General features: G+C 54.4%; 21 protein-coding genes. All 21 read right to left on the reverse strand.

Features of this window, described 5'->3' with window-relative positions; all coding sequences use genetic code 11:
* Window positions 1–189: 189 nt before the first annotated feature.
* Window positions 190–1,224: a hydrogenase expression/formation protein HypE gene (hypE, locus tag ACHZB8_RS21640; RefSeq protein WP_316863342.1), complete on the reverse strand. Its 1,035-nt coding sequence runs from the start codon at window positions 1,222–1,224 to the stop codon at window positions 190–192.
* The gene (gene hypD / locus ACHZB8_RS21645; RefSeq protein WP_316863343.1) at window positions 1,221–2,360 is read right to left on the reverse strand and encodes a hydrogenase formation protein HypD; all 1,140 of its coding nucleotides are present in this window, start codon (window positions 2,358–2,360) and stop codon (window positions 1,221–1,223) included. Before hypD ends, hypE begins: the two co-directional genes overlap by 4 nt.
* Window positions 2,360–2,674 (reverse strand): HypC/HybG/HupF family hydrogenase formation chaperone, encoded by a 315-nt coding sequence (locus ACHZB8_RS21650; protein WP_316863345.1) that lies wholly within the window; start codon window positions 2,672–2,674, stop codon window positions 2,360–2,362. Before ACHZB8_RS21650 ends, hypD begins: the two co-directional genes overlap by 1 nt.
* A 61-nt stretch (window positions 2,675–2,735) precedes the next feature.
* Window positions 2,736–5,057 (reverse strand): carbamoyltransferase HypF, encoded by a 2,322-nt coding sequence (hypF, locus tag ACHZB8_RS21655; RefSeq protein ID WP_316863347.1) that lies wholly within the window; start codon window positions 5,055–5,057, stop codon window positions 2,736–2,738.
* A 48-nt stretch (window positions 5,058–5,105) separates the two neighbouring features.
* Window positions 5,106–5,960, reverse strand: a complete 855-nt coding sequence (gene hypB / locus ACHZB8_RS21660) for a hydrogenase nickel incorporation protein HypB (protein ID WP_316863348.1) — start codon at window positions 5,958–5,960, stop codon at window positions 5,106–5,108.
* Between the two features lie 182 nt (window positions 5,961–6,142).
* Window positions 6,143–7,849 (reverse strand): GAF domain-containing protein, encoded by a 1,707-nt coding sequence (locus ACHZB8_RS21665; protein WP_316863349.1) that lies wholly within the window; start codon window positions 7,847–7,849, stop codon window positions 6,143–6,145.
* A 139-nt stretch (window positions 7,850–7,988) separates the two neighbouring features.
* Window positions 7,989–9,995 (reverse strand): DVU_1553 family AMP-dependent CoA ligase, encoded by a 2,007-nt coding sequence (locus ACHZB8_RS21670; protein ID WP_316863351.1) that lies wholly within the window; start codon window positions 9,993–9,995, stop codon window positions 7,989–7,991.
* Window positions 9,989–11,533 carry a radical SAM (seleno)protein TrsS gene (gene trsS, locus ACHZB8_RS21675; protein WP_316863352.1) on the reverse strand — a complete coding sequence of 515 codons (1,545 nt, stop codon included), beginning with the start codon at window positions 11,531–11,533 and terminating at the stop codon, window positions 9,989–9,991. Before trsS ends, ACHZB8_RS21670 begins: the two co-directional genes overlap by 7 nt.
* Window positions 11,530–12,717, reverse strand: coding sequence for a DVU_1551 family NTP transferase (locus ACHZB8_RS21680; protein WP_316863354.1), 1,188 nt, complete (start codon window positions 12,715–12,717; stop codon window positions 11,530–11,532). The genes trsS and ACHZB8_RS21680 overlap by 4 nt, the downstream gene beginning before the upstream one ends.
* A complete protein-coding gene (locus ACHZB8_RS21685) occupies window positions 12,714–13,202 on the reverse strand; it encodes a DVU_1555 family C-GCAxxG-C-C protein (protein WP_316863356.1) in 489 nt (162 codons plus the stop codon). The genes ACHZB8_RS21680 and ACHZB8_RS21685 overlap by 4 nt, the downstream gene beginning before the upstream one ends.
* Window positions 13,199–13,990 carry a DVU_1556 family methyltransferase gene (trsM, locus tag ACHZB8_RS21690; RefSeq protein ID WP_316863357.1) on the reverse strand — a complete coding sequence of 264 codons (792 nt, stop codon included), beginning with the start codon at window positions 13,988–13,990 and terminating at the stop codon, window positions 13,199–13,201. The genes ACHZB8_RS21685 and trsM overlap by 4 nt, the downstream gene beginning before the upstream one ends.
* Window positions 13,987–14,205, reverse strand: coding sequence for a DVU_1557 family redox protein (locus tag ACHZB8_RS21695; RefSeq protein WP_316863358.1), 219 nt, complete (start codon window positions 14,203–14,205; stop codon window positions 13,987–13,989). The genes trsM and ACHZB8_RS21695 overlap by 4 nt, the downstream gene beginning before the upstream one ends.
* The gene (locus ACHZB8_RS21700; protein ID WP_316863361.1) at window positions 14,202–16,541 is read right to left on the reverse strand and encodes a pyridine nucleotide-disulfide oxidoreductase/dicluster-binding protein; all 2,340 of its coding nucleotides are present in this window, start codon (window positions 16,539–16,541) and stop codon (window positions 14,202–14,204) included. The genes ACHZB8_RS21695 and ACHZB8_RS21700 overlap by 4 nt, the downstream gene beginning before the upstream one ends.
* 165 nt (window positions 16,542–16,706) lie before the next feature.
* Entirely contained in the window at window positions 16,707–19,460 is a 2,754-nt protein-coding gene (locus ACHZB8_RS21705) for a molybdopterin-dependent aldehyde oxidoreductase (RefSeq protein WP_316863362.1), read from the reverse strand.
* Window positions 19,461–19,517: 57 nt separating this feature from the next.
* Window positions 19,518–20,384: an XdhC/CoxI family protein gene (locus ACHZB8_RS21710; protein WP_316863364.1), complete on the reverse strand. Its 867-nt coding sequence runs from the start codon at window positions 20,382–20,384 to the stop codon at window positions 19,518–19,520.
* Window positions 20,385–20,529: 145 nt separating this feature from the next.
* Window positions 20,530–20,721 (reverse strand): 4Fe-4S binding protein, encoded by a 192-nt coding sequence (locus ACHZB8_RS21715; RefSeq protein ID WP_090075386.1) that lies wholly within the window; start codon window positions 20,719–20,721, stop codon window positions 20,530–20,532.
* Window positions 20,722–20,870: 149 nt separating this feature from the next.
* On the reverse strand, window positions 20,871–21,971 hold the full coding sequence (locus ACHZB8_RS21720; protein ID WP_316863365.1) for a nickel-dependent hydrogenase large subunit: 1,101 nt from the start codon (window positions 21,969–21,971) through the stop codon (window positions 20,871–20,873).
* 2 nt (window positions 21,972–21,973) lie between these two features.
* Window positions 21,974–22,594 (reverse strand): NADH-quinone oxidoreductase subunit C, encoded by a 621-nt coding sequence (locus ACHZB8_RS21725; protein ID WP_316863367.1) that lies wholly within the window; start codon window positions 22,592–22,594, stop codon window positions 21,974–21,976.
* On the reverse strand, window positions 22,591–23,091 hold the full coding sequence (locus ACHZB8_RS21730; RefSeq protein ID WP_394706237.1) for a 4Fe-4S binding protein: 501 nt from the start codon (window positions 23,089–23,091) through the stop codon (window positions 22,591–22,593). Before ACHZB8_RS21730 ends, ACHZB8_RS21725 begins: the two co-directional genes overlap by 4 nt.
* 14 nt (window positions 23,092–23,105) lie before the next feature.
* Window positions 23,106–23,333 carry a hypothetical protein gene (locus tag ACHZB8_RS21735; RefSeq protein WP_316863395.1) on the reverse strand — a complete coding sequence of 76 codons (228 nt, stop codon included), beginning with the start codon at window positions 23,331–23,333 and terminating at the stop codon, window positions 23,106–23,108.
* A 37-nt stretch (window positions 23,334–23,370) separates the two neighbouring features.
* Window positions 23,371–23,866, reverse strand: a 496-nt coding sequence (locus tag ACHZB8_RS21740) for a hypothetical protein (RefSeq protein ID WP_316863371.1), incomplete at its 5' end; no start/stop codon positions are given.

Here is a 23,866-nt window from a genome sequence, read left to right on the forward strand (position 1 = left end):
CATTTGGGATTACAATGAGACAAAATCCATCTCTTGGCAAATCAACCTATTTGACCCCATACGCGTTGATAGGGAGCACATTCAACAAACTCATTGTGCTTCTCATGTCATAGCATTTGGAATGGCGATTGGTTTTTGTCCGCATCAACAGTTAACCGATATTCTATGGAGCAAATTTGGTATATCACCTCAGCAAATGCGAGGCAGTTGTTCTCCAACCAGCATATCGACAATGCGCCCTCCCCCAAACAAAGTCTGCATGATGACGCGTTTCGGATGAGCTTCCACAGCGCGCCCTATGATCGCTGCTTCGCGTCCCGCAGATGTAGCTTTCATGGCACCGAGAGCAGCATCAGCATCAGCTTCAGGCACAAACAGAACCAAGGTGCCCTCGTTGGCCAAATAGAGAGGATCAAGCCCGAGAATTTCCGAAACACCACGCACCTCAGGATGAATCGGCAAGAGCCCTTCCTCGATCTCGATCCCTACACCAGCCTCTTGAGCGATTTCATTGAGAGATGAAGCAAGCCCACCTCTGGTCACGTCTCGCGCTGCCCGGACGCGGGGAGCAGCCCGCAGCACCGCTTCCATGAGGCCATTGAGCGGCTGGCAATCACTGGCGATGGAAGCCGATAGGGCAAGATCTCCCCGTGCTGCCAATATCGCAGCGCCATGATCGCCAAGCCGGTGATTGACAATGGCCACGTCACCAGCCTTGACTGAAGAAGCAAGCAATTCCCGTCCCGGAGGGATCACACCAATCCCTGACGTATTAATAAAAACACCATCACCCTTGCCCTTGTCGACCACCTTGGTGTCACCCGTAACGATTGTTACGCCGGCTTCTTCAGCGGTGCAGACCATGCTCTCAACGATGCGCACTAAGGTCGCAACATCAAAGCCTTCCTCTAGGATAAAGCCAGCCGATAACCAGAGAGGTTGAGCTCCTCCCACGGCCAGATCATTGACCGTTCCACACACCGAGATCTTGCCGATATCACCACCGGGAAATTCCAAGGGTGAAACAACAAAGCTATCAGTGGTAAAGGCCAGTTGCGCACCCGGCTCTACCAATGCCGGATGCGTAAGTCGGGCCTGATCCTCTCGGCTTTGCGGCTTGAAGCGCGCAGCAAAAATCTGGTCTATCAGATCATGCATAGCCTTGCCGCCGCCACCATGAGCAAGAGATATCCGCCCCACAGCAAGTTTGCTCATCTCATTCATTCTGCCCCCTCCGGCCTCATATCGGCATATTGATAATAGGCTGCACAAGCCCCTTCAGATGAAACCATCAACGCCCCAAGAGGATGCTCCGGCGTACAGCCTTTGCCAAATTCAGGACAAACGAAAGGCTTCATCCGCCCCGTCATCACGGCACCACAGGCAAAGCTCTCCATATCCGGTTGATGCGGTTTGGACGATCCATAGCCGACGTCGAATTTACGCTCTGCGTCATAGGCGGCATAAGCCTTGCGAATGCGCAGGCCAGACTTGTCAATTTCTCCAAGACCACGCCACTCGAAGGTCGGACGCGGTTCATAGACTTGTGAAATCGCAGCCAAAGAGGCCGGATTGCCTTCTTCAGGCACGATCCGTGCATATTGGTTTTCGATTTCAGCACGCCCTTCTGCCAGCTGCCTGAGCACCATGAGCACCGACTGCAAGAGATCGAGCGGCTCGAACCCGGCCACGACCAGCGGCTTGCCATAGTCACGCGCAATGAAATCATACGGATGTGTGCCAATTACCATGGAAACATGCCCCGGCCCGATAAAGCCATCAAGCTTCATTTCCGGATCTTCCAGCAACAGCCTGAGAGGCGGGGTGACTGTTATGTGATTGCAAAAAAGTGAAAAATTGGAGATCCCTTCCTCAGCCGCCTGCAAAATTGTCAGAGCTGTAGACGGCGTCGTCGTCTCAAAACCGAGACCGAAAAACACAACTTCACGATCCGGATTGGTCCGCGCCAACTCCAGCGCATCGAGAGGGGAATAGACCATGCGCACATCTGCCCCTTCAGATTTTGCATCAAGAAGTGATTTCTTGCGTCCGGGAACCCGCATGGCATCACCAAAGGTGGTGAAGATCACTCCCGGCTTCATGGCGATCTCCACGCATTCATCCACTCTCTTCACGGGTAGCACACAGACAGGGCAGCCCGGCCCGTGAATGAATTCCAGCCCTTGCGGGGTGAGACGATCCAGCCCATAGCGGAAAATGGCATGGGTGTGTCCGCCACAGATTTCCATCAGGCGCACAGGATCTTCTGCCGTAGCCCCAATCTGGTCGATGGTTTTGCTGATCGCGCCAAGAAGGCTCTTTGCTGCTGTGGGATCGCGAAATTCCGTCACATATTTCATTACGAAGATCCCTGCCCCGACTGAGTTTCCGCCCCCAGCATGGTCTTTGTTTCTTCGATGCTTTCCAGCGTGTCGGAAACCTCATCCAACTCATGCAGAGCCTTGAGGGTCAGGGCGGCCTCTGCCTCGTCAATCAGGCTCATGGCGAACCCCACATGGATGAGCGCCCATTGACCAACAAGATCTTCCAGTGCGTTGTTAATCGTTACGCAAGTGACATTGACTTCGCGGCGCACACCGGAAATATCAACCATTGCCAATTTTCGTTCTGGATCAGTGACCCCAACAATCTGTCCCGGAATTCCCAAACACATCTCGCACCCTTTCTCCCTTCAAGTCAGCTTCGCCAAACCAGCGCAAGACTGAAGTCAAGCTTCACCCACCCATCACGTCCCGGCTACGCGCCATCCCAATAGCAGCCTGCCCCAAAGACAATCCCCCATCATTACAAGGCACCTTGCTGTGGCTCAGAATATGAAGCCCCGTTTTTGCCAGACGATCATGCAAAAGGGCAAACAGGGTCGCATTCTGGAAGCAGCCACCAGACAAAGCGACGATATTGATCCTCTGCTCTTGCGCCAATATCAATGTCAGTCTTGCCAAGGCTTCTGCCAGCCCAAGATGGAAACGTGCGGACAGCAGTCCAGAAGAAGCGCCTTTCAGTCTGTCTTCAAGCATGGCCTCCAGTGCTGGAGCAGGATCAAGCCGTAAAGGACTTCCCGCCCGAATAACAAATGGGTAGGCCGCCCTCTCCTCAGCTTTAAGACATTGGCGATCGATTGCCGCTTCGAACAGCATGGCCGCCTCGCCCTCAAAGCTCTGCCGCCCCCATGCAACGCCGCAAAGGGCAGCTGCTGCATCAAACAGGCGTCCACAGGAGGAACTCAATGGTGCGTTGATGCCCTGGCACATCATTGCATCCAGCGTAGCCAACGGTTGCGCACCAAAGCGCTCCACCAAATCAAGGTTAAGAAAGCGATCAGCAAATTGTGGCCAGCCCATGCTAGAAACAATATAAGCATAGGCATTGCGCCAGGGTTCACGCACAGCCGCCACCCCTCCGGGTAAGGGCACTGGTTTGAGATGAGCCAAACGTCGATAGCCTTGGTAATCGGCCAGTAGAACTTCCCCCCCCCATATGGTGCCATCATCGCCCAAGCCAGAGCCGTCCAGAGCCAGCCCCAAAATAGGATCATCTGCCAGCCTTACCCCATTTTCGGCCATACAGGCCGCGATGTGCGCATGGTGATGCTGCACCTCCGTAACGGGCCGTCCTTTAGCCATCTCATAGCCAAATTGGGTGGAAAGATAATCAGGATGCGCATCAACGATAAGGCGTTCCGCATGATGATGAAAAAGAGAACTGAACAGTGCCAGATTGTACCGTTGCTCTTCGTTTGTGGCCGCATCTTCCAGATCACCCATATGCTGACTGAGGATTGCCTGTCCATTTTGTGTGAGACAGAAAGTATTTTTCAGCTCCGACCCCATCGCCAAGATGCAAGGGTTCTGAGGAAAATCATCCGGCAGAGTTATTGCCTGCGGCGCATAGCCCCGTGCCCTGCGCAGAATACGCGCCTCACCCAAGTCAACCGCCACCACACTGTCGTCAATCCGGTTTGCGATCTCCCGATCATGCATCAGGGCGAAGTCGGCAATGGCCGAAAGCTTGTCGCGGATCTCCTCATTGGTTGTGCATTGGGGATGCCCCGAGATATTGCCTGAAGTCATGATAAGAGGCCGATCCAGATGCTCGAACAACAGATGGTGCAGGGGCGTATGGGGCAACATGAAACCAAGGCGTGAAAGACCGGGAGCCACGGCCTCCGGCAATGTTTCACCATGTCCATAGAGCAACAGAATAGGTGCAGCCGGACTGGTGAGCACTGCTGCTTCCGCAGTGGAAATAGCCACATACCGCCCAATGGCCTCCAGATCACGCGCCATCATGGCAAAGGCCTTGGCCTTGCGTCTCTTGCGCATACGCAGCGCTCCGACGGTACTGGCGTTGGTCGCGTCACAGGCCAGATGCACGCCACCAAGTCCACGGATGGCTACGATATGACCCGCAAGGATCAGATCAGCCAGTAACCGAGGGCTATCATCGGTCTCGACCCGCGCACCGCTTTTCAGATCTTCGATCCAGACCGTCGGGCCACAGTGTGGGCAAGCCACAGGCTGGGCATGAAAGCGTCGGTCGGCGGGGTTTGCGAATTCGCCCGCGCAATCCTCACACATGACAAAGGGCGTCATGGTGGTCTTGGCCCGATCATAGGGGCCGGATTGAACAATCGTAAAACGCGGTCCGCAATTGGTGCAATTGTTGAAAGGATAGCGATAGCGACGATCACCGGGATCCCGGATTTCATTCAGGCAATCCGGACAGGTTGCCATGTCTGGCGTAACGGCCAACTGCGTTACGCCTCCCTCCTGACTGCTCACGATTTCAAAGCTTTGAGGAGCGGCTCCGGACAAAGAGTATCGAACAATGCTGTCGATCCGTGCAAGCCTGGGCAGATTGGCCTTGAGAATGGCCTCGAACCTTTCTGCCATCTCCCCCCAAAGCCGAACCTCTACGCCTTCGCCTGTATTCTTGACATCGCCCGTCAAGCCACACTCACGCGCCAAGCGCCAGACGGTGGGCCGAAACCCAACCCCCTGCACCTGACCGCGAATGATGAGCGATAGTGCAAACATAACCAGCCTTCCTCCAACGCCTCATAGCAAGGGCTCTAGGGTCCAAGCCTAACCAGCTACAGACATTTCCTTTTTCAATTCTGTAAGAAAATCAATCCACTCACCCATCCCCTCGCCTGTGCGCGCCGACAGCATAAAGATACGAGCCTGCGGATTGACTTTGCGGATATTTGCGGAAATCCGATCGGCATCAAAATCCACGTAAGGTGCAAGATCGATCTTGTTGACAACCACCACCTCGGATGCACTGAACATGTAGGGATATTTCACCGGCTTATCGTCGCCCTCGGTTGTTGAAACAATCGCGATCTTCATATGTTCCCCCAGATCGAACATGGCAGGGCATACCAGATTGCCGACATTTTCGATCATCACGATCGAACCCGGTGCAGGATTTAGCTTTTTCGTTGCGGCAGCTATCATGTCTGCCTCCAGATGACAGCCGGCTCCTGTATTGATTTGCAAGGCGCTGGCTCCGGCAGCGCGTATCCTGTCAGCGTCATTGGTTGTCATCTGGTCGCCTTCGATCACTGTCAGTTCCACAGTGGGAGATAAGGCCTCTATGGTCCTTTCTAGCAGTGTCGTCTTTCCCGCTCCGGGTGAACTGACCAGATTGAGCGCAAGCACACCGCGCCCTTCAAACCAACCGCGATTGCGCTGAGCCAGACGATCATTTTCCGCCAGAACCGCCTGCTCCACAGAGATAATCCGTCCGCGATGTTCATGCTCGTGATCATGATGGTGACTGTGACCATGATCATTGTGCGCATGATGATGGTGGTGATGGGTATGGTCGTGATGATGGTGATCATGATCTGCCCGCAGAAGAGACGTTTCGCCAGTTTCAGGATCAATCATTGAAACCGCAGAGTTCGGGTCGGAACAGCCACAGGTGCCACACATAGTCATATCCTTTCAAAGCTGAGCCTGCGCCGCGAGCGAAAGGGCGGACGGAAGCAGGTTCGTCATGCCGCATGTCCTGCTTTGACAGATCGGTCAACAATCAAGGCCGATGTCACAACAGGCTTTTAGGTCTTGCCAGAAGTCTTTTCGAAATTTTTCGAGAAGGCTTGAGAAAGAGGTGTCTATTTCTTGTCCAGTAGGGCTTTGAGCTTGCCAAGATCCCTGACGAGGAACTCTTTTGAGCCGAGCCTTTCAACATAACCGTCGCGGATCAGGCCTGCGATGGCAGTTGAAACCGTCTGTCGGGTCACACCAAGGCGCATCGCGATTTCTTCGCCATTCGACTGCATCTGAACCGAAATTCCGCGCGCAGTCGGGCGCCCGGATTTCTCGGCGCGATCAACCACCATCCGCACAAGCCTGAACTTGACGCTATGAAAGACCATGTCCTCGATCAATTCGATGGACTTTCTGAGCAGATGCTCAACAACAGGAATGACGGACAGGGCAAACTCGGTGCTCATACCAAGCGCGGTTTCAAATTCCTTGTGGCGCAAAATATAAACTTCGCCTTCCGTTCGCATTTCCATTTGCAGGTGATCGCGCAAGATCATGGCGTCGCCCGGCCCAAGCGAGAACAAGGTCAGTTCCTTGCCCTCAAAGGAAGTGAAACAGCGCACCTCGCCCTTGACCACAATGAGCACAGCTTCCCCGCAGTCATCCCGTTCGTCAGAAGCTGTCAGCAACGCTCCGGTATGAGGTTTGCGTCGAGAAATAGGGCCAACAATATGATCCTTCTGCAAATCATCCAGAATTTCATGAGGATGGCGAGGAAGATCTGTTACTTTTCTTTGTTGGCTAAGAGGCGCAGGACTGACGGTCTGTCGGCGCCGTTCCGACGCAGCCTGCACCATGCGGGCAAAGAAAGTCTGGCCATTTAGCGTCTGCACGATGCATTCATCTGCAGAGGCCGTTCGATTCACGCTGCCATGCTGCACAGAAAAAAGATCATTGAAGCGCAAACCACCAATGGCACTCCATGGCAACCCTAGCAGGGTCATCGCAATCCGGTTGGCGCCCACAAGTTTATCCCCTTCAAAGGCCAGCACGCCTTCATGCGGACTGCCCAGAAGACTGGGATTGCTGTGAATGATCATTCGCTCCCAGCTATCGCTGTTATACTGGAAAACATTGCGCTCGATATGCGTGACGGCTCGCCCGAGCAGGGCCAACAAATGATCATGGGGAATATTGGCCGGTGTACTGAGATCAAGAGTGCCGAGGATGCTGCCTTGCGGATTGAGAATAGGGATTGCAGAACAGCTCAGGACACCATTGGGATCAAGAAAATGTTCGGTCCCACAAATAGTCAAAGGGCTTCCTTCCTGAATGGCTGTACCGATGGCATTGGTCCCCATCAGACGCTCATTCCAGGATGCGCCCGGCATCAGAGCGAGACGATTGGCCGCCTGCATGAAAGTATCATTGCCGACCCGCATAAGGATCTGGCCCTCGGGATCCGTCAGGATCACCACGCCTTCCGACTGCCCGATATCGCGACGCAAAGCCTCCACTTCCCCCCAGGATGCTTGCACAAGGGACTCATTGCGTTCGATCAGGGCGCTAAGCTCAGCCCGCGTGGGGATTTCAACCTTGGCGGGCGCTTCCATGGCAACGCCATAGTCTGCACTACGCCGCCAGGATTGAAGAATGGTTACGGGGATATTGCCCTCAACATTCCCGGTATCGAGAAAAAAGCGGCGCGCACGAGCCATTGCGACATCATAGGATCCCGCAATCGAGTTCATTTGAGCCAAGTTGAATTTTTGCGTGGACGAGGACGCGCGACAGTCATCGCCGTCCTTGTCGTCATTCCCGGTTGTCATCATTGAACAAATTCTATGCCTCCAGCAGAACCCTGGTCCAGTTCTGTCCTCCCATTTAACTAAATTGTCTCTCAGCCGCCCCCGGGCGCTTTGATGTAAAACAATTGATGGCGTTCCTCTGCCTCTTAAGGGCCGTTTCACTTTAGTTCTTTAGATAAGCCATCAGATCTTTCAGACTTTCGATTATCCTCCCTTCCGTTATTGCTTCGGCGACACAGGGGACCGACAAAATCTCCCTCTCGATTTTGCTGCGCTTGATCAGAAGTGCGGGCATAGTGAGCCTTTGAGCCGCACTCCAATCTTCCGGTCCATCCCCGACGAAAAGACACTCCCCGACAGCAAGCGACACATGACGACAAGCCATCAGCAACAGGTCTGGTCTTGGCTTTGATGAAAGTGTAGGTGTCTTTCCGACAATCGCGTCCAGAAACGCAGACAACCCCAGCCTTTTGACAAGCGCTTCAGCATCGCGCTGGCATTTGTTGGTCGCAACCACTACGCGATAGGACTCCTCGGTGAGCCTTTGCAAAACCGGCACCACATCAGGATAAAGCCGGGCCAACTGCTCTTCCATCATGGGATAGGAAGCCAGATAATGGTCAAGCTGAGCCTTTTGCTCCTCTTCTTTGATCGTTTCTCCCAAATGCTCTGCAATGGAGTCTATAAGTCGGAAGGCTCCCCCGCCCAGAAGCCTTGCCACGAGATCTTCCGACACCGGAGGGCGCCCAACAGAAGCGCGGGCACAATTCACCGCCGCATGCACAGCAGGCAAGGTATGAGCCAGAGTACCATCCAGATCGAACAACACCGCCTTAGTTTTTGATCCGCCATTCTTCCGCACCGGAACCCTTTTGCTCTTGTGAGGGAGCAAAACTTCATCAGCCTGTTTCAGGTAGAGAGACAGATGACCACGGCCAGTTGCCTGCTTGAAAGCTGGGAGCCTCTGCATTTGATTCAGAATACTTTGCTTCAAGCCATCCCTTTGCGCAGTTGCAATGGAAGCGACATTCAGTTGCAATATTGCCTGCCCTCTGTCGTCGCTGGCCAGAGTAGCGGCGTAGTCGGTGACACCATCTGTTGCGAAAAGCGCTTCATCCAACGCACCACGCGTCAGCCTACCGCTCCCTGGAAGCTCAAGGGCCGAAAGCAACCGGTCATCGGGGCCATAGAGACGACGGGTGACATTGCCGCACGCGCACAGCTCGTCGACCAACCGCCCCAGATCTCCGGTCCTATAGCGGATCAGTGGCAGCACCTCTCGGCGGAGCGTGGTAATAGTGATTTCGCCATAGGCCCCTTCAGGCAGAACAGTACCGGAAAGTGGTTCCACGATTTCCAGATAAATATCCGTTTCCCGCACATGCAATCCATCATGGCAAACACACTCCAGCGCCCCGCCATAGCCGGTTTCAGTCATGCCCCAATGATTGAAGACGGATGTACCCCACATGGCTTCAAGACCGCTAATAATCGCTTCGCAGGCATGGTCAGCACTGATAAGGATCGCACGAGGATGGGGTACCAGCCCACCATCAGATAAAGAAAGACGAGCAGCGGCAAAGAAGGGGACAGGAAGACCGAACAGCACATCAGGCTGTTCGGTACGAAGCCAATCAAGCAAGGCGTCCGCAGAAGAAACATCGGGCGCCGTCAGCGGTGTGGCCTTGAGGCGTCGCGTCGCATCGCATAGACCCTGACCAATACTACCAGACCGGGTCGCAGGAAAGGCGATCCCGACACGATCACCGGCGCGGGTAAATTGGCTCATGCCACGGTGGAAATAGTCAATAGTGTTTTCCAGATCCATATCCGAGAAGGCGATGCGCTTGGGCGCCCCCGTAGTGCCTGAGCTTTCCAGAGTTACCATGCGCGCAACCTGATTGCGGGGCGCAGCGATAAGAGGTGGATCATTGCGCGCCAGATCTTCCGGCCAAGTAAAAGGCAGGCGTTGCAAATCTGCAAAGCTTTGCGGCAATCCTTCCGGCCAACGGGGAAACTGGCGATAGAAACCACTGTTGGCGCGGGCATGCTCAATCGTCTCGCGAATATGGGCAAGTTGATAGACATCGCGCTCTTCTCGGGTTTCAAAAGGACAGAAGCTACGCTCGCAAAGCCCAGAAACCTCACTCTGCATGAGACTCTTCAGCATCCCTCCTCCTTTCGGTAGAGAGAACGCCCTTCCCGATCCGTAAGATTGAATGCACAAAAAGGCACCGCCTTCTGGTCAGGCATCATGACATGGATGTAGCATTGGCGCAGACGTTCCAGATCTAGCGTCCATGCATCCTGAAACACCATCGCCGACAGCCCCAACGTGCGGGCACGCCGCTTCAGCACGGCATCAAAAGCAGCAAAAGAGGGATCGTCGGCATCATCCTCCTCACCTGCACAACTCCATTGGTCAGCAACATAACGACGCGCGCGCGCCACATCGGTGCCAGGCATAGTTTCTTTCTGAGCATCAGAGCCACAACAACAACTGGACTTGTCAGGCTCCGACTCGTTCCCGGACGAACAGCAGCAATCATCGATCTCACGCGCGATTTCTGTTTCCGGCGACCTGACAAGCAGATCTTCTCCCGGCACGCCACAACCACAGGACTGGCTGGTTGCTCCACCAGTATCGTCCCCTCCCGAACAGCAAGATATCTGGGCGACCCGATCAGGGATCAACCGCCCATCATCCTCAACGATAAAGCGACCACTGAAGGAACAGAAAGGATTTTCCGCAGACCCCGGACGGAAGTCATGAAGAGAAATCCCACCCTTCTCATGAAAGATCACGGCATCCATGACTTCCGGCAACGTGAAACGCGTTTCCGGACGGGGAGGCTCCGGTGTCCGGCCAAAATAACTCACCGGTTGAAAATGCACAGCGCGAACAGTCGGCATATGAGCTTTGGCATACTCAACGATTGCTCCAATCTGATCAGTATTCACACCCGGCACGAGTGTCGGCACCAACACCACACCAACATGCGCCTTTTTACAAGCAGCAATGGCATCGTCCTTAATGCGCGCCAGCTTTGCGCCACGCAGGGCCTTGTGAACAGCATCAGACACGCCATCAAATTGCAGGAAAACACAGTCTAACCCCGCGTCGACCAATGCTCTGACATAATCTGGTTCCTTTGAAAGCCTTAAACCGTTGGTGTTGAGCTGAACAAAGGAAAAGCCTTTCGAGCGGACAAGCGCTATGATTTCGGGCAAATCGTCACGTACCGTAGGCTCTCCGCCGGAGAGCTGGATATGCACTCTACCACCTGCCCGCTCCATCAGTGTGTCAAGCCACTGGCTTATGGTTTGCATCGGAACATCCGTGCCTTCCCGCTCTGCCGAAGCAAAGCAGAAGGGGCAGGCGATATTGCAGCGAGACGTCACTTCGAGCAACACACAACAGCTTTGCTGCTGATGGTCAGAGCATATGCCACAATCATGCGGGCACCCCTTGTCAACCGACGTCGCCGGATTGAGAATCCGCGACCGGTTCCGCGGTGCCTTGTTCCACAGAAAATAGCTTTTAAGACCACGCCAGATAGGCGTGCTTACCGTTCCATGTTCAGGGCAGCTTTTCTCAAGATAGACGGTGTCGCCCTCGGCATAGCGGATAGCAGAAACGGTCTTGAGACAATCCGGGCACACGCTTTCTGTTGTGCCTAAAACCATGCGGCTGTCCGAATAGGTCATGATGCAGCCTCCAACATATTCCTGACTTCAATCGACACACCGGGCACATCAACCTCCAAAGCGCTGATGGCAGCAACAATGGCAAGAGCATCGTTGAGCCGTTTACGCACACCAGCCAACGCGTCCGGCTGATTGGAAAATCGCTCAAATGCCGGAGCGAAGCGTTGTTCAAGGCCAACGATATCTTCACCGGAGACAAGCTTGTCAGCGAGATAGACCAGAGCGATTTCATCAAGTCGCCGATATCCATTTGCCAAGGCCATATGCTGCCCGACTATGTTATAAAGCGCGGGAAATCCCCATTCGGCGAGCAATTCCGCTCCGACAGAAGCGTGATGAGGTCGACCCTTTGCGATATCATGCAACAGGGCTCCAGCTGTGATCAGTCCAATGTCCAGATCCTGCTTATGTTCTTGAAGTTCAATTGCCAGTAAACTGGCCAGTTTGGCGACAGCCTGCCCATGACGACGGACGGATTGGGGCGCACCAGCCGCATCAAACAGGGCTACACATTCACGCTCATCCGGCAAATGATGGTTTTGAAGAGCCGCCAGCTGTTCGGCGTGCTCTTCGGGATAGTCCATGTCCCTGAGGCAACCGGTATCAAATACGGCGATTGTTTCCGACACATGGCGCGACAGGATCGCGGCGGCACCTCCCTCTTGTCCATCCCCAACCAGCAGATCTTCAAAGAGGCCCCTGGCGATGAAAGGAGGGTGACCGATAAGGCCATCAAAAACAGGATGAACCAACAAAGCATCAGCGTGGCGTGCTTTTGCCATTACTCGCTTCAGAGTGGTCGGCCTGACAAGCGGAATATCAACTGGCATCAACAGACAGCCGGGCACCGTTTGAGGCAAGGATGCAATGCCAGCCTTGATAGAACTGAACATGCCCCTCTCATAATCTCGATTATACACCGCTACCGCACCGAGACTCTCGACATGGGAACGGATCTCCTCGGCTTTATGCCCGATCACGACATGAACAGGTTCGGCTCCGGCTTGGCGCGCCACCTGCACAACATGACTAAGCACTGTACCATCCCCAAAGGGCAACAGCGGTTTGAAAGCCCCCATGCGCGAAGAAAGCCCGGCGGATAGAATGACAGCCGCAATTGGTGCTTCATGTTTGTTTTTCAATGCTGGCCTTTCAAGCGTGTCGATTTGAGCAAGATCCATCATGACAAGAACCCCAATGCGCCAGTGTCCTCGCAGGTCTCACTTCCGCGTGGCGGGTGAGCGATATCGACGTCATAGCAATTGAGTATTTCGTTGAGTTTCTGCCAGCTTTCAGCGATAAGGGCAGGGCAACGCTGGGCCTTCAAATTCATGTCAAATTGCATGATGTCGCTACAGTTACAACCGCCATACTCCTCTGTGCATCGATGTTTGAACCAACCACCGAACTCTTCAAGAATATCGACAAAGCGACTGTCTTCACTTTCATCCTCACTGGCCTTACCCGCCAGCATACCAACAACGCAACAACCAGCAGAAAGAATGCCGCAAGTCATGCCCTGTCCCATGCCAACCGCAAGGCCAGACATGGCGCGCACTAGATCCGGATCCTGTCGTCCTGCCGCTTCCAATGCCAGCATCATCATGATGTGACTGCATTTGAGATCGGCGAGCAGCAGCTCGGCGACGCGAAAGGAGTATTCAGTCATGTTATTGCCTCCTGACTGTTGGCCCGATTGGCATTGGCCGGACGATCAACCGGCTTGACCGCAATGGCCATGTAGTATCCGGGCTTCAAGGCATGCATCTGGGCACTGGTTCGGTCATCTCCCCACAAGGCGTCAAGGGAACCAAACCGAAAGATGAAACGGGCTACAAAGCTGCGCAGACATTCAGATCTGTCTTCAAAATGCAGCAGTTGAAAACCTGCCGTTCCGATAGCCTTCCTCACTTTATCCGCCGACAAAAGGCGGATCGCTCTTTCATCCGATCCGGACATTTCCGGATTCCGGGCATATACATCGCACAGGGCTAGTTTGCCCCCTGCTCGTAACACCCTGAACCATTCTGCCAGGGCGGCCCTGTGATCCGGCATGACTGTCAATACGCATTCGGATAGCACCCCGTCCATGACTCCGCTATCAATCGGCATGGCTGAACCACTGCAGCAGATCAGATCCACGTCGGGGAACAAATTGCGGGCCATCGCGAGCGGGGCCGCGTCCGTGTCGACACCCACTACGTTCAATCCGCGACGGATCATGACCCCCAGACTGCGCCCCTGCCCACATCCCACATCGACCACACGGTCTGCGATAGCAAAGCCAGCCCGATCAAGAAGCTCGCCAGTCATCAACAACCCACCAGGGCTTATTGGATCGCCATTTCTGTCCGTGACAAGACCATAACCAAACAAACCCGCACACCCACTTGCATGCTGTCCCACAGCCTGTCTGGAGACCGCCTTCATCTCCCCATTAGGACCGTTGATCTTCATTTGTCCTCCAAAGCCTGTTCGACTTTCAACATGCGGCCATAAGCCAGATCTTCAGAAATATAAACAAAGCCGCATGTCGGACAGACGGGCAGATCCACCGGAAATGTCTGCCCCATATAGCTGGCAATGACCTTGCCTTGCTGGAGCGGAGTATCACATCTCACACAGAGTAGATCGTCCAGCTGCGGGGTCTCTTGTTCCGTGGGTGAAGTCATTTTTGCACCTCCACATCCATGCGATGCCCATAGGCGCGATGAATGAGCGCCCCCTCATCTGTAAGTTCATATTCCACCCAGGTAGTCACCGGCCCCGTACGCAGGGTCGCGATCATATGCCCGCTTTTCCTGTCCTTCAGTTTCTGGCCTGATGTTTCCGCATGTGCCACAACCGCGCGCACTTCGTCGTCAAGGATCAGCTTGCGCTCCATATCAGCCCGGAGGTCATCTGAAATCAGGATGATCCACTCAGGATCTTGCTCTTGCATGCTTTCCCCCCATAGTTCACGCAGCAATCTGGCCTTCAAACGGGCTCTATTGTCCCGACGATTGGAAAACCCTGGATCTGGACGGGCAGCCGGATCGGCTCCATCATCAGACGGAAACAGAAAGTCGAGCAGGTGGGCAGATCTCTTCCCCCGTCGGGCAAAATTGTCCCGGCACATGGCACAATAGGCCAAATAATCCTCGGAACGCTCCGCTGCTCTTTGATCAACAATGGCGTCCGCTACCTCACGATTGGCAAAGGATACCAGACCGCCATAACCGCAACAGGTCGTCTTTTCCGGACCAGAAATCTCTCGTATCGTAAGCCCGATATCCGTAGCTAGGGAACGCACCGCAGTATGGATTTCCGACTCGTGACGGCCAGTGCAGGGATCATGAATGGCAAACACGGAGCCATCAGGCATGGCCCTTGCTTTTGTTGGCAACGGGCTTTTCGCGAGCAAAGGCCAGAGCGACCGCAATGGAAGGTCTGGCATGGTCTTCTTGAACATGGACAGACAGGTCGAGCAGGCCGTGATGATCTCCGGCTTGCCACAGGCCTCCCAGCTCACACGTAAATGTGCCACCACCTCCTCATGCAGTGCTGTGCGTCCAGCCCAGTAGGCAGGCGCACCACAGCAATCCATCATCAATCCGACCCCTCCAGACAATATTGCTCCAAGATGCAGATAAAGCCCTTGCACCTGATCAGGAGCGGAAGCGGCCAACTGGCAACCGGGAAAGAAAAGATAAGCACTTTTGTCATGGCCGGGTTGGTGGCGCATAAAGGCAGAGCGATACGATCGGCTGTCGGCCATGTCACGCAAAGCGAAGTCGTGATGGGAAGCGGGCATGTGGCCGCTATCGACCATCTCACGACGGGCTTCAAGGCAGACATCCCCCATAGCAAGATCAGTCGGGCACACCGTTTCGCACAAGCCGCAGAGCGCGCAGCTGTCAATCATCCGGTTGGCCTTCCGGTTACCCATGACAATGCTGAGATTGTTATGAATCTCTCGCACCGCCCGCTTGGGATAGGTCTTGTAGTGGGCAAGATAAGCGCAGGCCTTTGTGCACTCCAGGCAATTACACGGAAAACACCGTTCTGCCTCTGCTATGGCTTCATCGGGGGTGTACCCCATTATGCCGTTCGCAGCCTCGACGGGAGGAACGGACTGGTATGCATTGATATTGACATAAAGGCAAGAGGTTGCCGCAGCCGTGCTATCTCGATTTGCCATCAAGGAAGCCCCTTGCAGGAACCTGTCTATGGAACCGGCGGCCCGCCGTCCATCATAGATGGACTGGACAGGTGAATAGGCCTCGCCCAACGCTCCATGATGGCCACCACCAAAGACTTTAGGATGGCTGGTGGCGCGGCTTTCGGGATCGATCTCGATGCGCCCATTGTCACTCAGTTGAATGGCCGGTGCAAAGGCCGTTGCGACCCCGGGACCAAGAGCAAGCAGAACGGCGTCATGGCCTTCAATCAGGCTTGCAAGCCCCAGCGGCCCCTCTCCGCCAGTCACCCGACTACGGCAGCGAATATCGACCCCGAGCGAAGTGAGGCTGCCCAGATCAAAAGCAATAGCAGAAGGCGGAAGAATGGCGGGGTCATAATCATGATGCAATCGTTGGAGCGGATGGTCGTCCGCTTCCAGAACGGTGATCCTGTGACCCTTCATAGCCAGATCGAAGGCAGCTGTTAGCCCCGACAGCCCGGCCCCCACGATGGCAATCTTTTTGGGTTTGGCAATTCTTTGTGCCTGCCGACGCAAAGTGGAACAGGTTTCCTCGACAAGGGTCCTCTCAATCTGAGAAATACGGACTGCCCCACCGGCTTCTGCCCGACGGCACCCTTCTTCACATGGATGGTCGCATATATGTCCGAGAATGGCAGGAAAAGGCACATAGCGGCAATAAAGCGCAAATGCTGCGGGAAAATCCCCTTCCTTAACCTTTGTCAACATTGATCTGACATTGACGCGCAGGGGACAAGTCACCTCGCAGGCAGGAGGTTGTTCCTCAATGCATCTTGCTTCCAGAAGCTTTACCTGATTGCTATCCATTTCGATGCCCCGTTCATCGGTCTCTATTGGCGGGCCCGAAGGATCCGGGCACAACCAGTTTGATGTCAGAGGAGCAGGGCCGGATAAGAGGCATACCCGGTCCCGCGCCCACCAGAAGCATGCATGGCATTGTAAAAGAACGTGCCATGCTGCTCCGTTTCAGGCTCAGGCCAGCTCTTTAGGGGCTTTTTCCCTTGCTGCCTTTGCTTCGAGTTCTGTTCTGATAATTTCCGGAAGGGCCGGAACGCGGAAGATACGAACACCACAAGCATTGTAGATGGCGTTCAGGATCGCCGGATGAGCAGCGGTCAAAGGAGCTTCCCCGACACCTGCAGCGCCGAATGGTCCATCAGGACGCGGCGTTTCCAAATACAAGATCTCGATATCATCCGGGATATCCTTCGGATACGGAATACCGCAATCCATCAGATTGGTATGAAGCTCCAGATCCTCGAAATCTTCGGATAGGGCCAGCCCGATCCCCTGAGCCAGACCACCATAGATCTGGCCATCAACGGTTGCCTTGTTGATGATCGTGCCGACATCGACCGAGGTGGTGAATTTGACCACCTTGACTTCACCGGTTTCAACTTCGACCTCGACCTCAGGCATGAAGACTTCATACATATAGATTGGGAATGGATCGCCCTGACCGGTTTCAGACGAGCAGTCTGTGCAAGCCGCAGCCACCCAGTTACCGTCATAGACAAGCGGAATGCCATCGGCGACCATTTCGTCATAGGTACGATAGCTACCATCCTCTTTTCTCATTGCATTGAGCAGCATTTCTGCTGCAACGCGGGTTGCGTTACCAGTAAAGACATTGGAGCGGCTGCCACCAGCAGGACCTGAATTCGGGCCATTGGTATCATTCATGACCAGAGAAATCTGTTCCGGTGTAATGCCTGTAGGACGTAGCACTTCATGCGCCATGGTCAGCGTACCAAGGTCAGCCCCCTGTCCGTGATCTTCCCAAGCATTGTAGATGGTGACGCCATCCTTGGTCAGTTCTGCGCGGGCATTGGAGCTGTCCGGTCCATCCAGACCGCAGCCATAGATGCCCAGAGCAATACCGACGCCACGTTTCACCTCATCGGTAGAAAGCTCTGCGCAGCGTTTCTTGGCTTCTTCATATTTCGGCCGCAGCATGTCAAACAACTGAGGCAGAACCAGAACCTCGGGTTTCTGACCGGTTGGTGTGGTCGAATTTTCACCGTAAAGGTTTTTATAGCGGAACTCGAACGGATCCTCGCCCATCTTTTCAGCCAGAATATCAATGGCGGTTTCAGATGCTAGGAAGGCCTGAGGAGACCCATAGCCTCGGAAGGCCGATCCCCATGCATGGTTAGTTGCCACGGTAAGTCCTTTGCCGCGGATATTCTCTAAATGATAGCCCGCCCCTGTAAACTGGGCCTGACGCAGGGTAACCAGATCGCCAAACTCGGAATAAGGACCGTGATCAAGCCACCAGTCGGTTTCCATGGCGGTTAGCTTGCCATTGTCGTCACATCCCAATTTGATATTGATGTTAACCGGACTGCGTTTGCCGGTATAAGTGATGTTCTGGTACTGGTCATAAACCAAGGATACGGGCTTGCCGGTGGCTAGAGCTGCGGCTCCCAGAAGGGCTTCCATGGTCGGAGAGAATTTATATCCGAAGGTACCCCCGGTCGGGTTCTGGATCAGGCGCAGTTTTTCCGGCTCAAGACCAAGCCCCGGACAAATCATGGCATGATGCAAATGCACGCCGATGGATTTTGACAGGATGGTCAGAACGCCATCATCATCCACATAGGCTTCACCGCAATCCGGCTCCAGATGCAGATGCGGCTGACGGCTGCAATAGGTGGTAATATCAACAAGAGCGGAAGAGCTGGCCAACAGCGGCTTGGTGTCTTCGCCTTTGACAACACCCTGTTCATAGTAGGCGTTTGGTGTGCCCGGGTGGATTTCAATGGCATCCGGAGCCAGAGCAGCAAAGCCAGACATATAGGCTGGCAGGGCCTCGACATCGACCTTTACCTTTTTGGCCGCTGCACGCGCATGGTCTTCGGTATCCGCCGCCACGATGGCGATGGCGTCACCGAACTGGAAGATTTTTTCCTTGCAAAGGATCGGACGATCCCATCCATCACCCTTATTATCGGGGAAGGTGATAAGCCCTGTGATTGCGTTACGTCCCTTGACATCTTTCCAGGTGATGACCTTTTCAACACCCGGCATGGCCTCGGCTTCAGCAGTGTCGATGCCTTTGATCAAGCCATGCGGAATTTCGGCCTGAACCAGCGCCAGACGCAACGTGCCTTCAGGCATACGTAGGGCAATATCCGCACCAAAGTCCCATGTACCAGTCACCTTGGCTTCTGCCGACGGGCGGATATGAGAAGTCCCCAGAATAGAACCGTCTTCTTTCGGTTTCGGCATAATTTGGGCAACGGTCTTTTCACCACGCATGACGGCAGCGGCATCCATCACGGCATCAACAAGGGGCTTGTAACCTGTGCAACGACAGAGGTTGCGGTTACGGTTAAACCATTTGCGCACTTCTTCCCGCGTTGGATTGTTGTTCTTTTCCAACAAAGCCTTTGATGACATGATAAAGCCGGACGTACAGATACCACACTGGGCGCCACCATGTGTCATCCATGCAATCTGGATAGGATGCAGATTACCCGGCGTACCGACGCCTTCGATTGTCGTTATCTTTGCGCCTTCAGGCACATCACTCATTTTCTTGATGCACGATCTGACCGGCTTATCATCAATGATTACAGTGCATGAACCACATTGACCATCATCACAGCAAACCTTGCAGCCGGTCAACATCATCTGCTTGCGCAATACATCAGCAAGAGAGGCCTGTGGTTCGGCAACGACCCAGCGGTCCACTCCGTTGACGTTCAGTTGTATTCTCTTCATCACTCTTCTCCTAATCCTGCGGTTGGAAGCCTCCATCCGCCTGCTGATTCCCGAGTTCTAGGCACTGGCGTGCGCTAGCTCCTCCCCATCTTCGGTCCCTGAATTGGCTGTTAGGTACAAATCACCTATGGTCCTCGATTGTACGACCAATCCTTCAGCGCCCCGGACATGAGCAATCATTTGGGCAACCACCGAAACGGCGATTTCCTCGGGGTTGTCGGCACCGATATCCAATCCCACCGGTGCGCGAACTCGACTAAGCTGTTCGGCTGAAATTCCGGCCTCCAGCAATTTGCTATTGATCGTGCGGATCTTGCGTTTGGAGCCAATCATGCCGATGTAGCTCACTGGCGTTTTTACCGCCCAGGCCAGTACGTCCTTGTCGCAAATATGTCCCCGCGTCGCGATGAATATTATCGAGCGTGCATTCGGCTCAAGCTCCTTCATCATCTCCTGCCAAGGCCCCGCAAGGGTCTTCACAGCAAAGGGAAAGCGCTCCGCATTGGCAAATTCGGCTCGGTCATCGATCACCACAACCTTGTAACCGACGCGATGGGCCAGTTCGGCTGTCACCAACCCTACATGGCCGCCTCCGAACATGTAGAGCGTTACTGCGGGTAGAAAGGGTTCGACGAAAATGTCGAGGCTCCCCCCGCAAACCATGCCGCTGTCCATCAGGGGATTGTCATGCAGGTTGAAAGAAACCAATTCCGACTTCCCATCCTCCATGGCCTTGATGGCCGCTTCGATGATCTTTCCTTCTGCCAGACCTCCCCCGACTGTTCCCACGATCGTGCCATCGGCGCGGACGAGCATTTTCGCTTTGTCCGACGCGGGAATGGATCCGTTTGTGGTAACGATCGACGCCAGGGCACATGGGCGCCCAGCCTCATTCTCCCTGATCAATTCCTTGAACACCTTCATTGCTCTCGCCTTTCAAAATGGCCCTGATGCACCCCTCTGAACCTGCCTCCGGCTGGTCTTTCTGAGCCAACCGCTAGAAGCAAGAAAACGTATGGTTTCCCCCTCCCCGACAGCCAGTCCAGCGAAGGCAGGTCTGTAGGAAACATCAAACGTGATAGACAGCACCCGACTGGCAGACCTCAACGCATTGCGGTTCATCGAAATCGCCTTCGCATTCCTTGCATTTGCTGGCGTTGATGGAATAGAGCTTGCCTTTGCGGGTGATGGCCTTGTTCGGACATTCATCGATGCATGCACCACAGGCTTCACAGATGTCCTGATCGATTGCATAAGCCATTTTTTCTCCTCTCATTTGTCTTTGGCAGAACCGGCCTGCCGGTCCGCCGCTATGGGGAACACTCCGACCAGGTATTGGGCCGGAATGTGCCTGATCTGTATTCCCCGCTGTATCCTCCCTTGTTGTTGCAAGATGTAGCGGGGCATGCCTCAGCGTTCCGTGCAGGAAATGCACGGGTCGATGCTGTTGACGATGATCGCGATGTCGGCGACTTTGGCGTCCTTCAACATGAAGGTCAGAGCATCCCAGTTGGGATAGCTCGGAACGCGCCATTTCAGCCGCTCCGGTTCTGGATTGTCATTTGTTTTCAAGTAGTAAACCAATTCGCCCCGGGGAGCCTCGGTGCGGGCGATCGCCTGCCCTGGCGGGATATAGGGATCGCCGCCTTCGTTGATCGGCCCATCGGGCAGATGATCGAGGCATACCCGCAGGATCTCGATCGAATTGATGGCTTCCTGAAGGCGGATCATGGCCCGCGACCAGACATCACAGCCATCCAGCACAGGAACCTCCACCGGCAGACGATCATAGACATGATAAGGCGCAGCCGTTCGCACGTCATACTGGATGTCGCTGGCTCGGGCCACCGGACCGACAACACCACAAGCAATCGCGTCTTCGTGGGTGAGAATGCCAATCCCTCTGGTCCTGCGCAAAATGGAACCATTGGTGCGGTAGGTTTTTTCCAGTTCGCGGACATCGGGTTCGATCTTGTCTAATGCAGTCCGCATGAAGGCAATGGCCTCGTCATCCATGTCGCATCGGGTGCCGCCAAGGCAGTGGGCCCCAAGATCCATGCGGTTGCCATAAACGGCTTCCTTGAGGTCCTGAGCCACTTCGCGCACCTGCATGGCATGCATAAACAGGGCTTCAAATCCGACGAGATGAGCCAGAATGCCCACATTGAACAAATGGGAAGCTACACGTTTGACCTCACCGGCGATGACGCGCAGATATTGCGCCCGTTCCGGTACTTCCACCGCGCCGATGGTCTCAGCGGCCATGGCGAGGGCCTCGGGGTGACTATTTGAACAGAGCGAGCAGATGCGCTCGGTCAGGATCATATTTTGCAGCAGGGTACGTTTGGTCGCCAGATACTCCACGCCGCGATGTACATGACCGGCATTGAGTTCAACATTTTCGATCGTCTCACCCTTGACCGAAACACGGAAATACATTGGTTCTTCAAGCGCCACATGCAGGGGCCCAACGGGAATTTTATAGCTGCTGGCAACAGTATGCTCTGTCATGCTCATGCCTCCTTGGCTGCGGCCATGACCCGTGCCCATAGCTCATCGGACGTGGACGCATTTGCCATCTGGGAGAAAGGGATCAACCGGTCTAGGACAGCCCCTTCGATGCTCTCGTCAAGGAACAGGCGTCGCGGGTCCGGATGGTTGGCGATGGTGACGGAGTAGATCTCCATGATCTCCCGTTCCGGCCAGTCGGCCGAGCGGAACAAGGGCGTGAGGGAGGCTATGGAACCGCCAGCGGGGAGAAAGGCTACGACATTCACATAGTCTCCACCCACGTCGAAGTGATAGACCAGTTCATAGGATGTACCGTCTTGCGGCGTACCGCCAAAGCTCATCGATTGTTCGGGTAGATGAGCTTCGGCTTCTGCTGCTCCTTCATCCTCCTCGTCATGTTCCTCCTCTTCTTCTTCGGGAGCAGGTGGTTTGTTGGCGGTGACCATGGCCAGCCGCGCGTGATAACTGCGCAGACATTCTCCCACGGCGGACAGATCGTCCCTATCGGCGAGTTCGCACCACATGACCGAGACGCCATGGTCGTCGGTCGAGGTCGTCAGGTTGACGCCGTGTGGCGCGGCTGCAATCAGACTGGTTTCAAAATTTTCAGGAAAACGTGTCATGACCGGCTCTTTCTTTCTCTGAGATATTTGCCCCGACATTTCGGACAGAGCGAACGGAACTCGGCGACTTCTGCTTCGCTGAAGCCTGAGATCTTATTAGCCGGAGCTGCTGTATAGAGAGCCGGCTTGCCACAGCTTGGGCATTCGTGACTTGGAATCACTCCATGTTCGACCATGCTGAATTTGTCTTGCTGGGCATGGGCCAGATGCCAGTCCTGTGTTTGGTGAATGGCGTTCGTCGGGCAGTGAAATTCGCAGTTGCCACAGAAAACGCAGCTGTCATGCCAGCAATCAAATTCCAGACCATTGGCGGTCTTGGTGAAGCGAATGGCACCTGCCGGGCAGACCTTTTCGCATTTGCGGCAACCTTCACAGGTTTCAGGATCAAACTCGATCTTGCCACGGAAGCGTTTGGCAGTTGGCGCAGGCTCGAAAGGGAACGGGTCTGTGAAGGGCCCCTTTATCAAATTGTGCGCGAATAATTGCAGAAAATTCATATCTCTTGCCCTCCTCACATCCGCTCGCGCCAGATCTCGATTGCCTTGGCAACACCTTCAATGATGGCTTGAGGGCGTGGCGGACAGCCGGGAACATTGACGTCAACGGGGAAATACTGGTCGATTGGTGCTTTCACCGAATAGCTTTCTCGGAAGATGCCACCAGAGATCGGGCACACGCCAACCGCCACCGTGACCTTGGGATCAGGGATCTCGTTGAAAACCACCATCGCGGCGTTCATCACCTTGGTTGTCAGTGGTCCGGAAATCAGTACGATGTCAGCATGGCGTGGAGAGCCGCAATATTAAATCCACTTCTTCTGGGTTCCAAATAGCTGAAGAATTATTGGGTTTTGGCAGATCCTCATTTGACTCCTCAGGGATTATCGGAACCATTGGCTGTGTCTGTATTTCAACATTGTGGAATTCTCTTGGAGGAGCATTTGTCGTTGTGACTGAGGGGGAGAGGACAACCTCGTGGAAGAATATAGTGGGCTCTGCCCTAGACCTACGGGAGAGAGCACTAATTTGGCTGGGATTAGGTGGCACGCCAAACTGGCACTCAAATTGCGAGGGGCCAGTTTCAGCAAAGCGGGGGATTCTCTGGGTTTCCGCTCCACTGATCGGAGCTCCATAAGAAAGACTGGAGAAATAAGTGCCAAGATCGGCATACATGCGGCCAATGCGATCCACTAGAGGGGCCAGTTGAGCCGCTCTGAATCTTTTTAACTTCACATCTTCTCCTTCTTTGAATTCCTCTTGATTCTTTGAAAGT

It is taken from the genome of uncultured Cohaesibacter sp. (assembly GCF_963556055.3).
In the GTDB taxonomy this organism is placed as follows: Bacteria; Pseudomonadota; Alphaproteobacteria; order Rhizobiales; family Cohaesibacteraceae; genus Cohaesibacter.

Excerpts from the sequence above, each read along its gene's own strand:
- hypE (WP_316863342.1), bottom strand. The coding sequence starts at position 1,224 with ATGAATGAGATGAGCAAACTTGCTGTGGGGCGGATATCTCTTGCTCAT.
- hypD (WP_316863343.1), bottom strand. The coding sequence starts at position 2,360 with ATGAAATATGTGACGGAATTTCGCGATCCCACAGCAGCAAAGAGCCTT.
- ACHZB8_RS21650 (WP_316863345.1), bottom strand. The coding sequence starts at position 2,674 with ATGTGTTTGGGAATTCCGGGACAGATTGTTGGGGTCACTGATCCAGAA.
- hypF (WP_316863347.1), bottom strand. The coding sequence starts at position 5,057 with ATGTTTGCACTATCGCTCATCATTCGCGGTCAGGTGCAGGGGGTTGGG.
- hypB (WP_316863348.1), bottom strand. The coding sequence starts at position 5,960 with ATGTGTGGCACCTGTGGCTGTTCCGACCCGAACTCTGCGGTTTCAATG.
- ACHZB8_RS21665 (WP_316863349.1), bottom strand. The coding sequence starts at position 7,849 with ATGATGACAACCGGGAATGACGACAAGGACGGCGATGACTGTCGCGCG.
- ACHZB8_RS21670 (WP_316863351.1), bottom strand. The coding sequence starts at position 9,995 with ATGCTGAAGAGTCTCATGCAGAGTGAGGTTTCTGGGCTTTGCGAGCGT.
- trsS (WP_316863352.1), bottom strand. The coding sequence starts at position 11,533 with ATGACCTATTCGGACAGCCGCATGGTTTTAGGCACAACAGAAAGCGTG.
- ACHZB8_RS21680 (WP_316863354.1), bottom strand. The coding sequence starts at position 12,717 with ATGATGGATCTTGCTCAAATCGACACGCTTGAAAGGCCAGCATTGAAA.
- ACHZB8_RS21685 (WP_316863356.1), bottom strand. The coding sequence starts at position 13,202 with ATGACTGAATACTCCTTTCGCGTCGCCGAGCTGCTGCTCGCCGATCTC.
- trsM (WP_316863357.1), bottom strand. The coding sequence starts at position 13,990 with ATGAAGATCAACGGTCCTAATGGGGAGATGAAGGCGGTCTCCAGACAG.
- ACHZB8_RS21695 (WP_316863358.1), bottom strand. The coding sequence starts at position 14,205 with ATGACTTCACCCACGGAACAAGAGACCCCGCAGCTGGACGATCTACTC.
- ACHZB8_RS21700 (WP_316863361.1), bottom strand. The coding sequence starts at position 16,541 with ATGGATAGCAATCAGGTAAAGCTTCTGGAAGCAAGATGCATTGAGGAA.
- ACHZB8_RS21705 (WP_316863362.1), bottom strand. The coding sequence starts at position 19,460 with ATGAAGAGAATACAACTGAACGTCAACGGAGTGGACCGCTGGGTCGTT.
- ACHZB8_RS21710 (WP_316863364.1), bottom strand. The coding sequence starts at position 20,384 with ATGAAGGTGTTCAAGGAATTGATCAGGGAGAATGAGGCTGGGCGCCCA.
- ACHZB8_RS21715 (WP_090075386.1), bottom strand. The coding sequence starts at position 20,721 with ATGGCTTATGCAATCGATCAGGACATCTGTGAAGCCTGTGGTGCATGC.
- ACHZB8_RS21720 (WP_316863365.1), bottom strand. The coding sequence starts at position 21,971 with ATGACAGAGCATACTGTTGCCAGCAGCTATAAAATTCCCGTTGGGCCC.
- ACHZB8_RS21725 (WP_316863367.1), bottom strand. The coding sequence starts at position 22,594 with ATGACACGTTTTCCTGAAAATTTTGAAACCAGTCTGATTGCAGCCGCG.
- ACHZB8_RS21730 (WP_394706237.1), bottom strand. The coding sequence starts at position 23,091 with ATGAATTTTCTGCAATTATTCGCGCACAATTTGATAAAGGGGCCCTTC.
- ACHZB8_RS21735 (WP_316863395.1), bottom strand. The coding sequence starts at position 23,333 with ATGAACGCCGCGATGGTGGTTTTCAACGAGATCCCTGATCCCAAGGTC.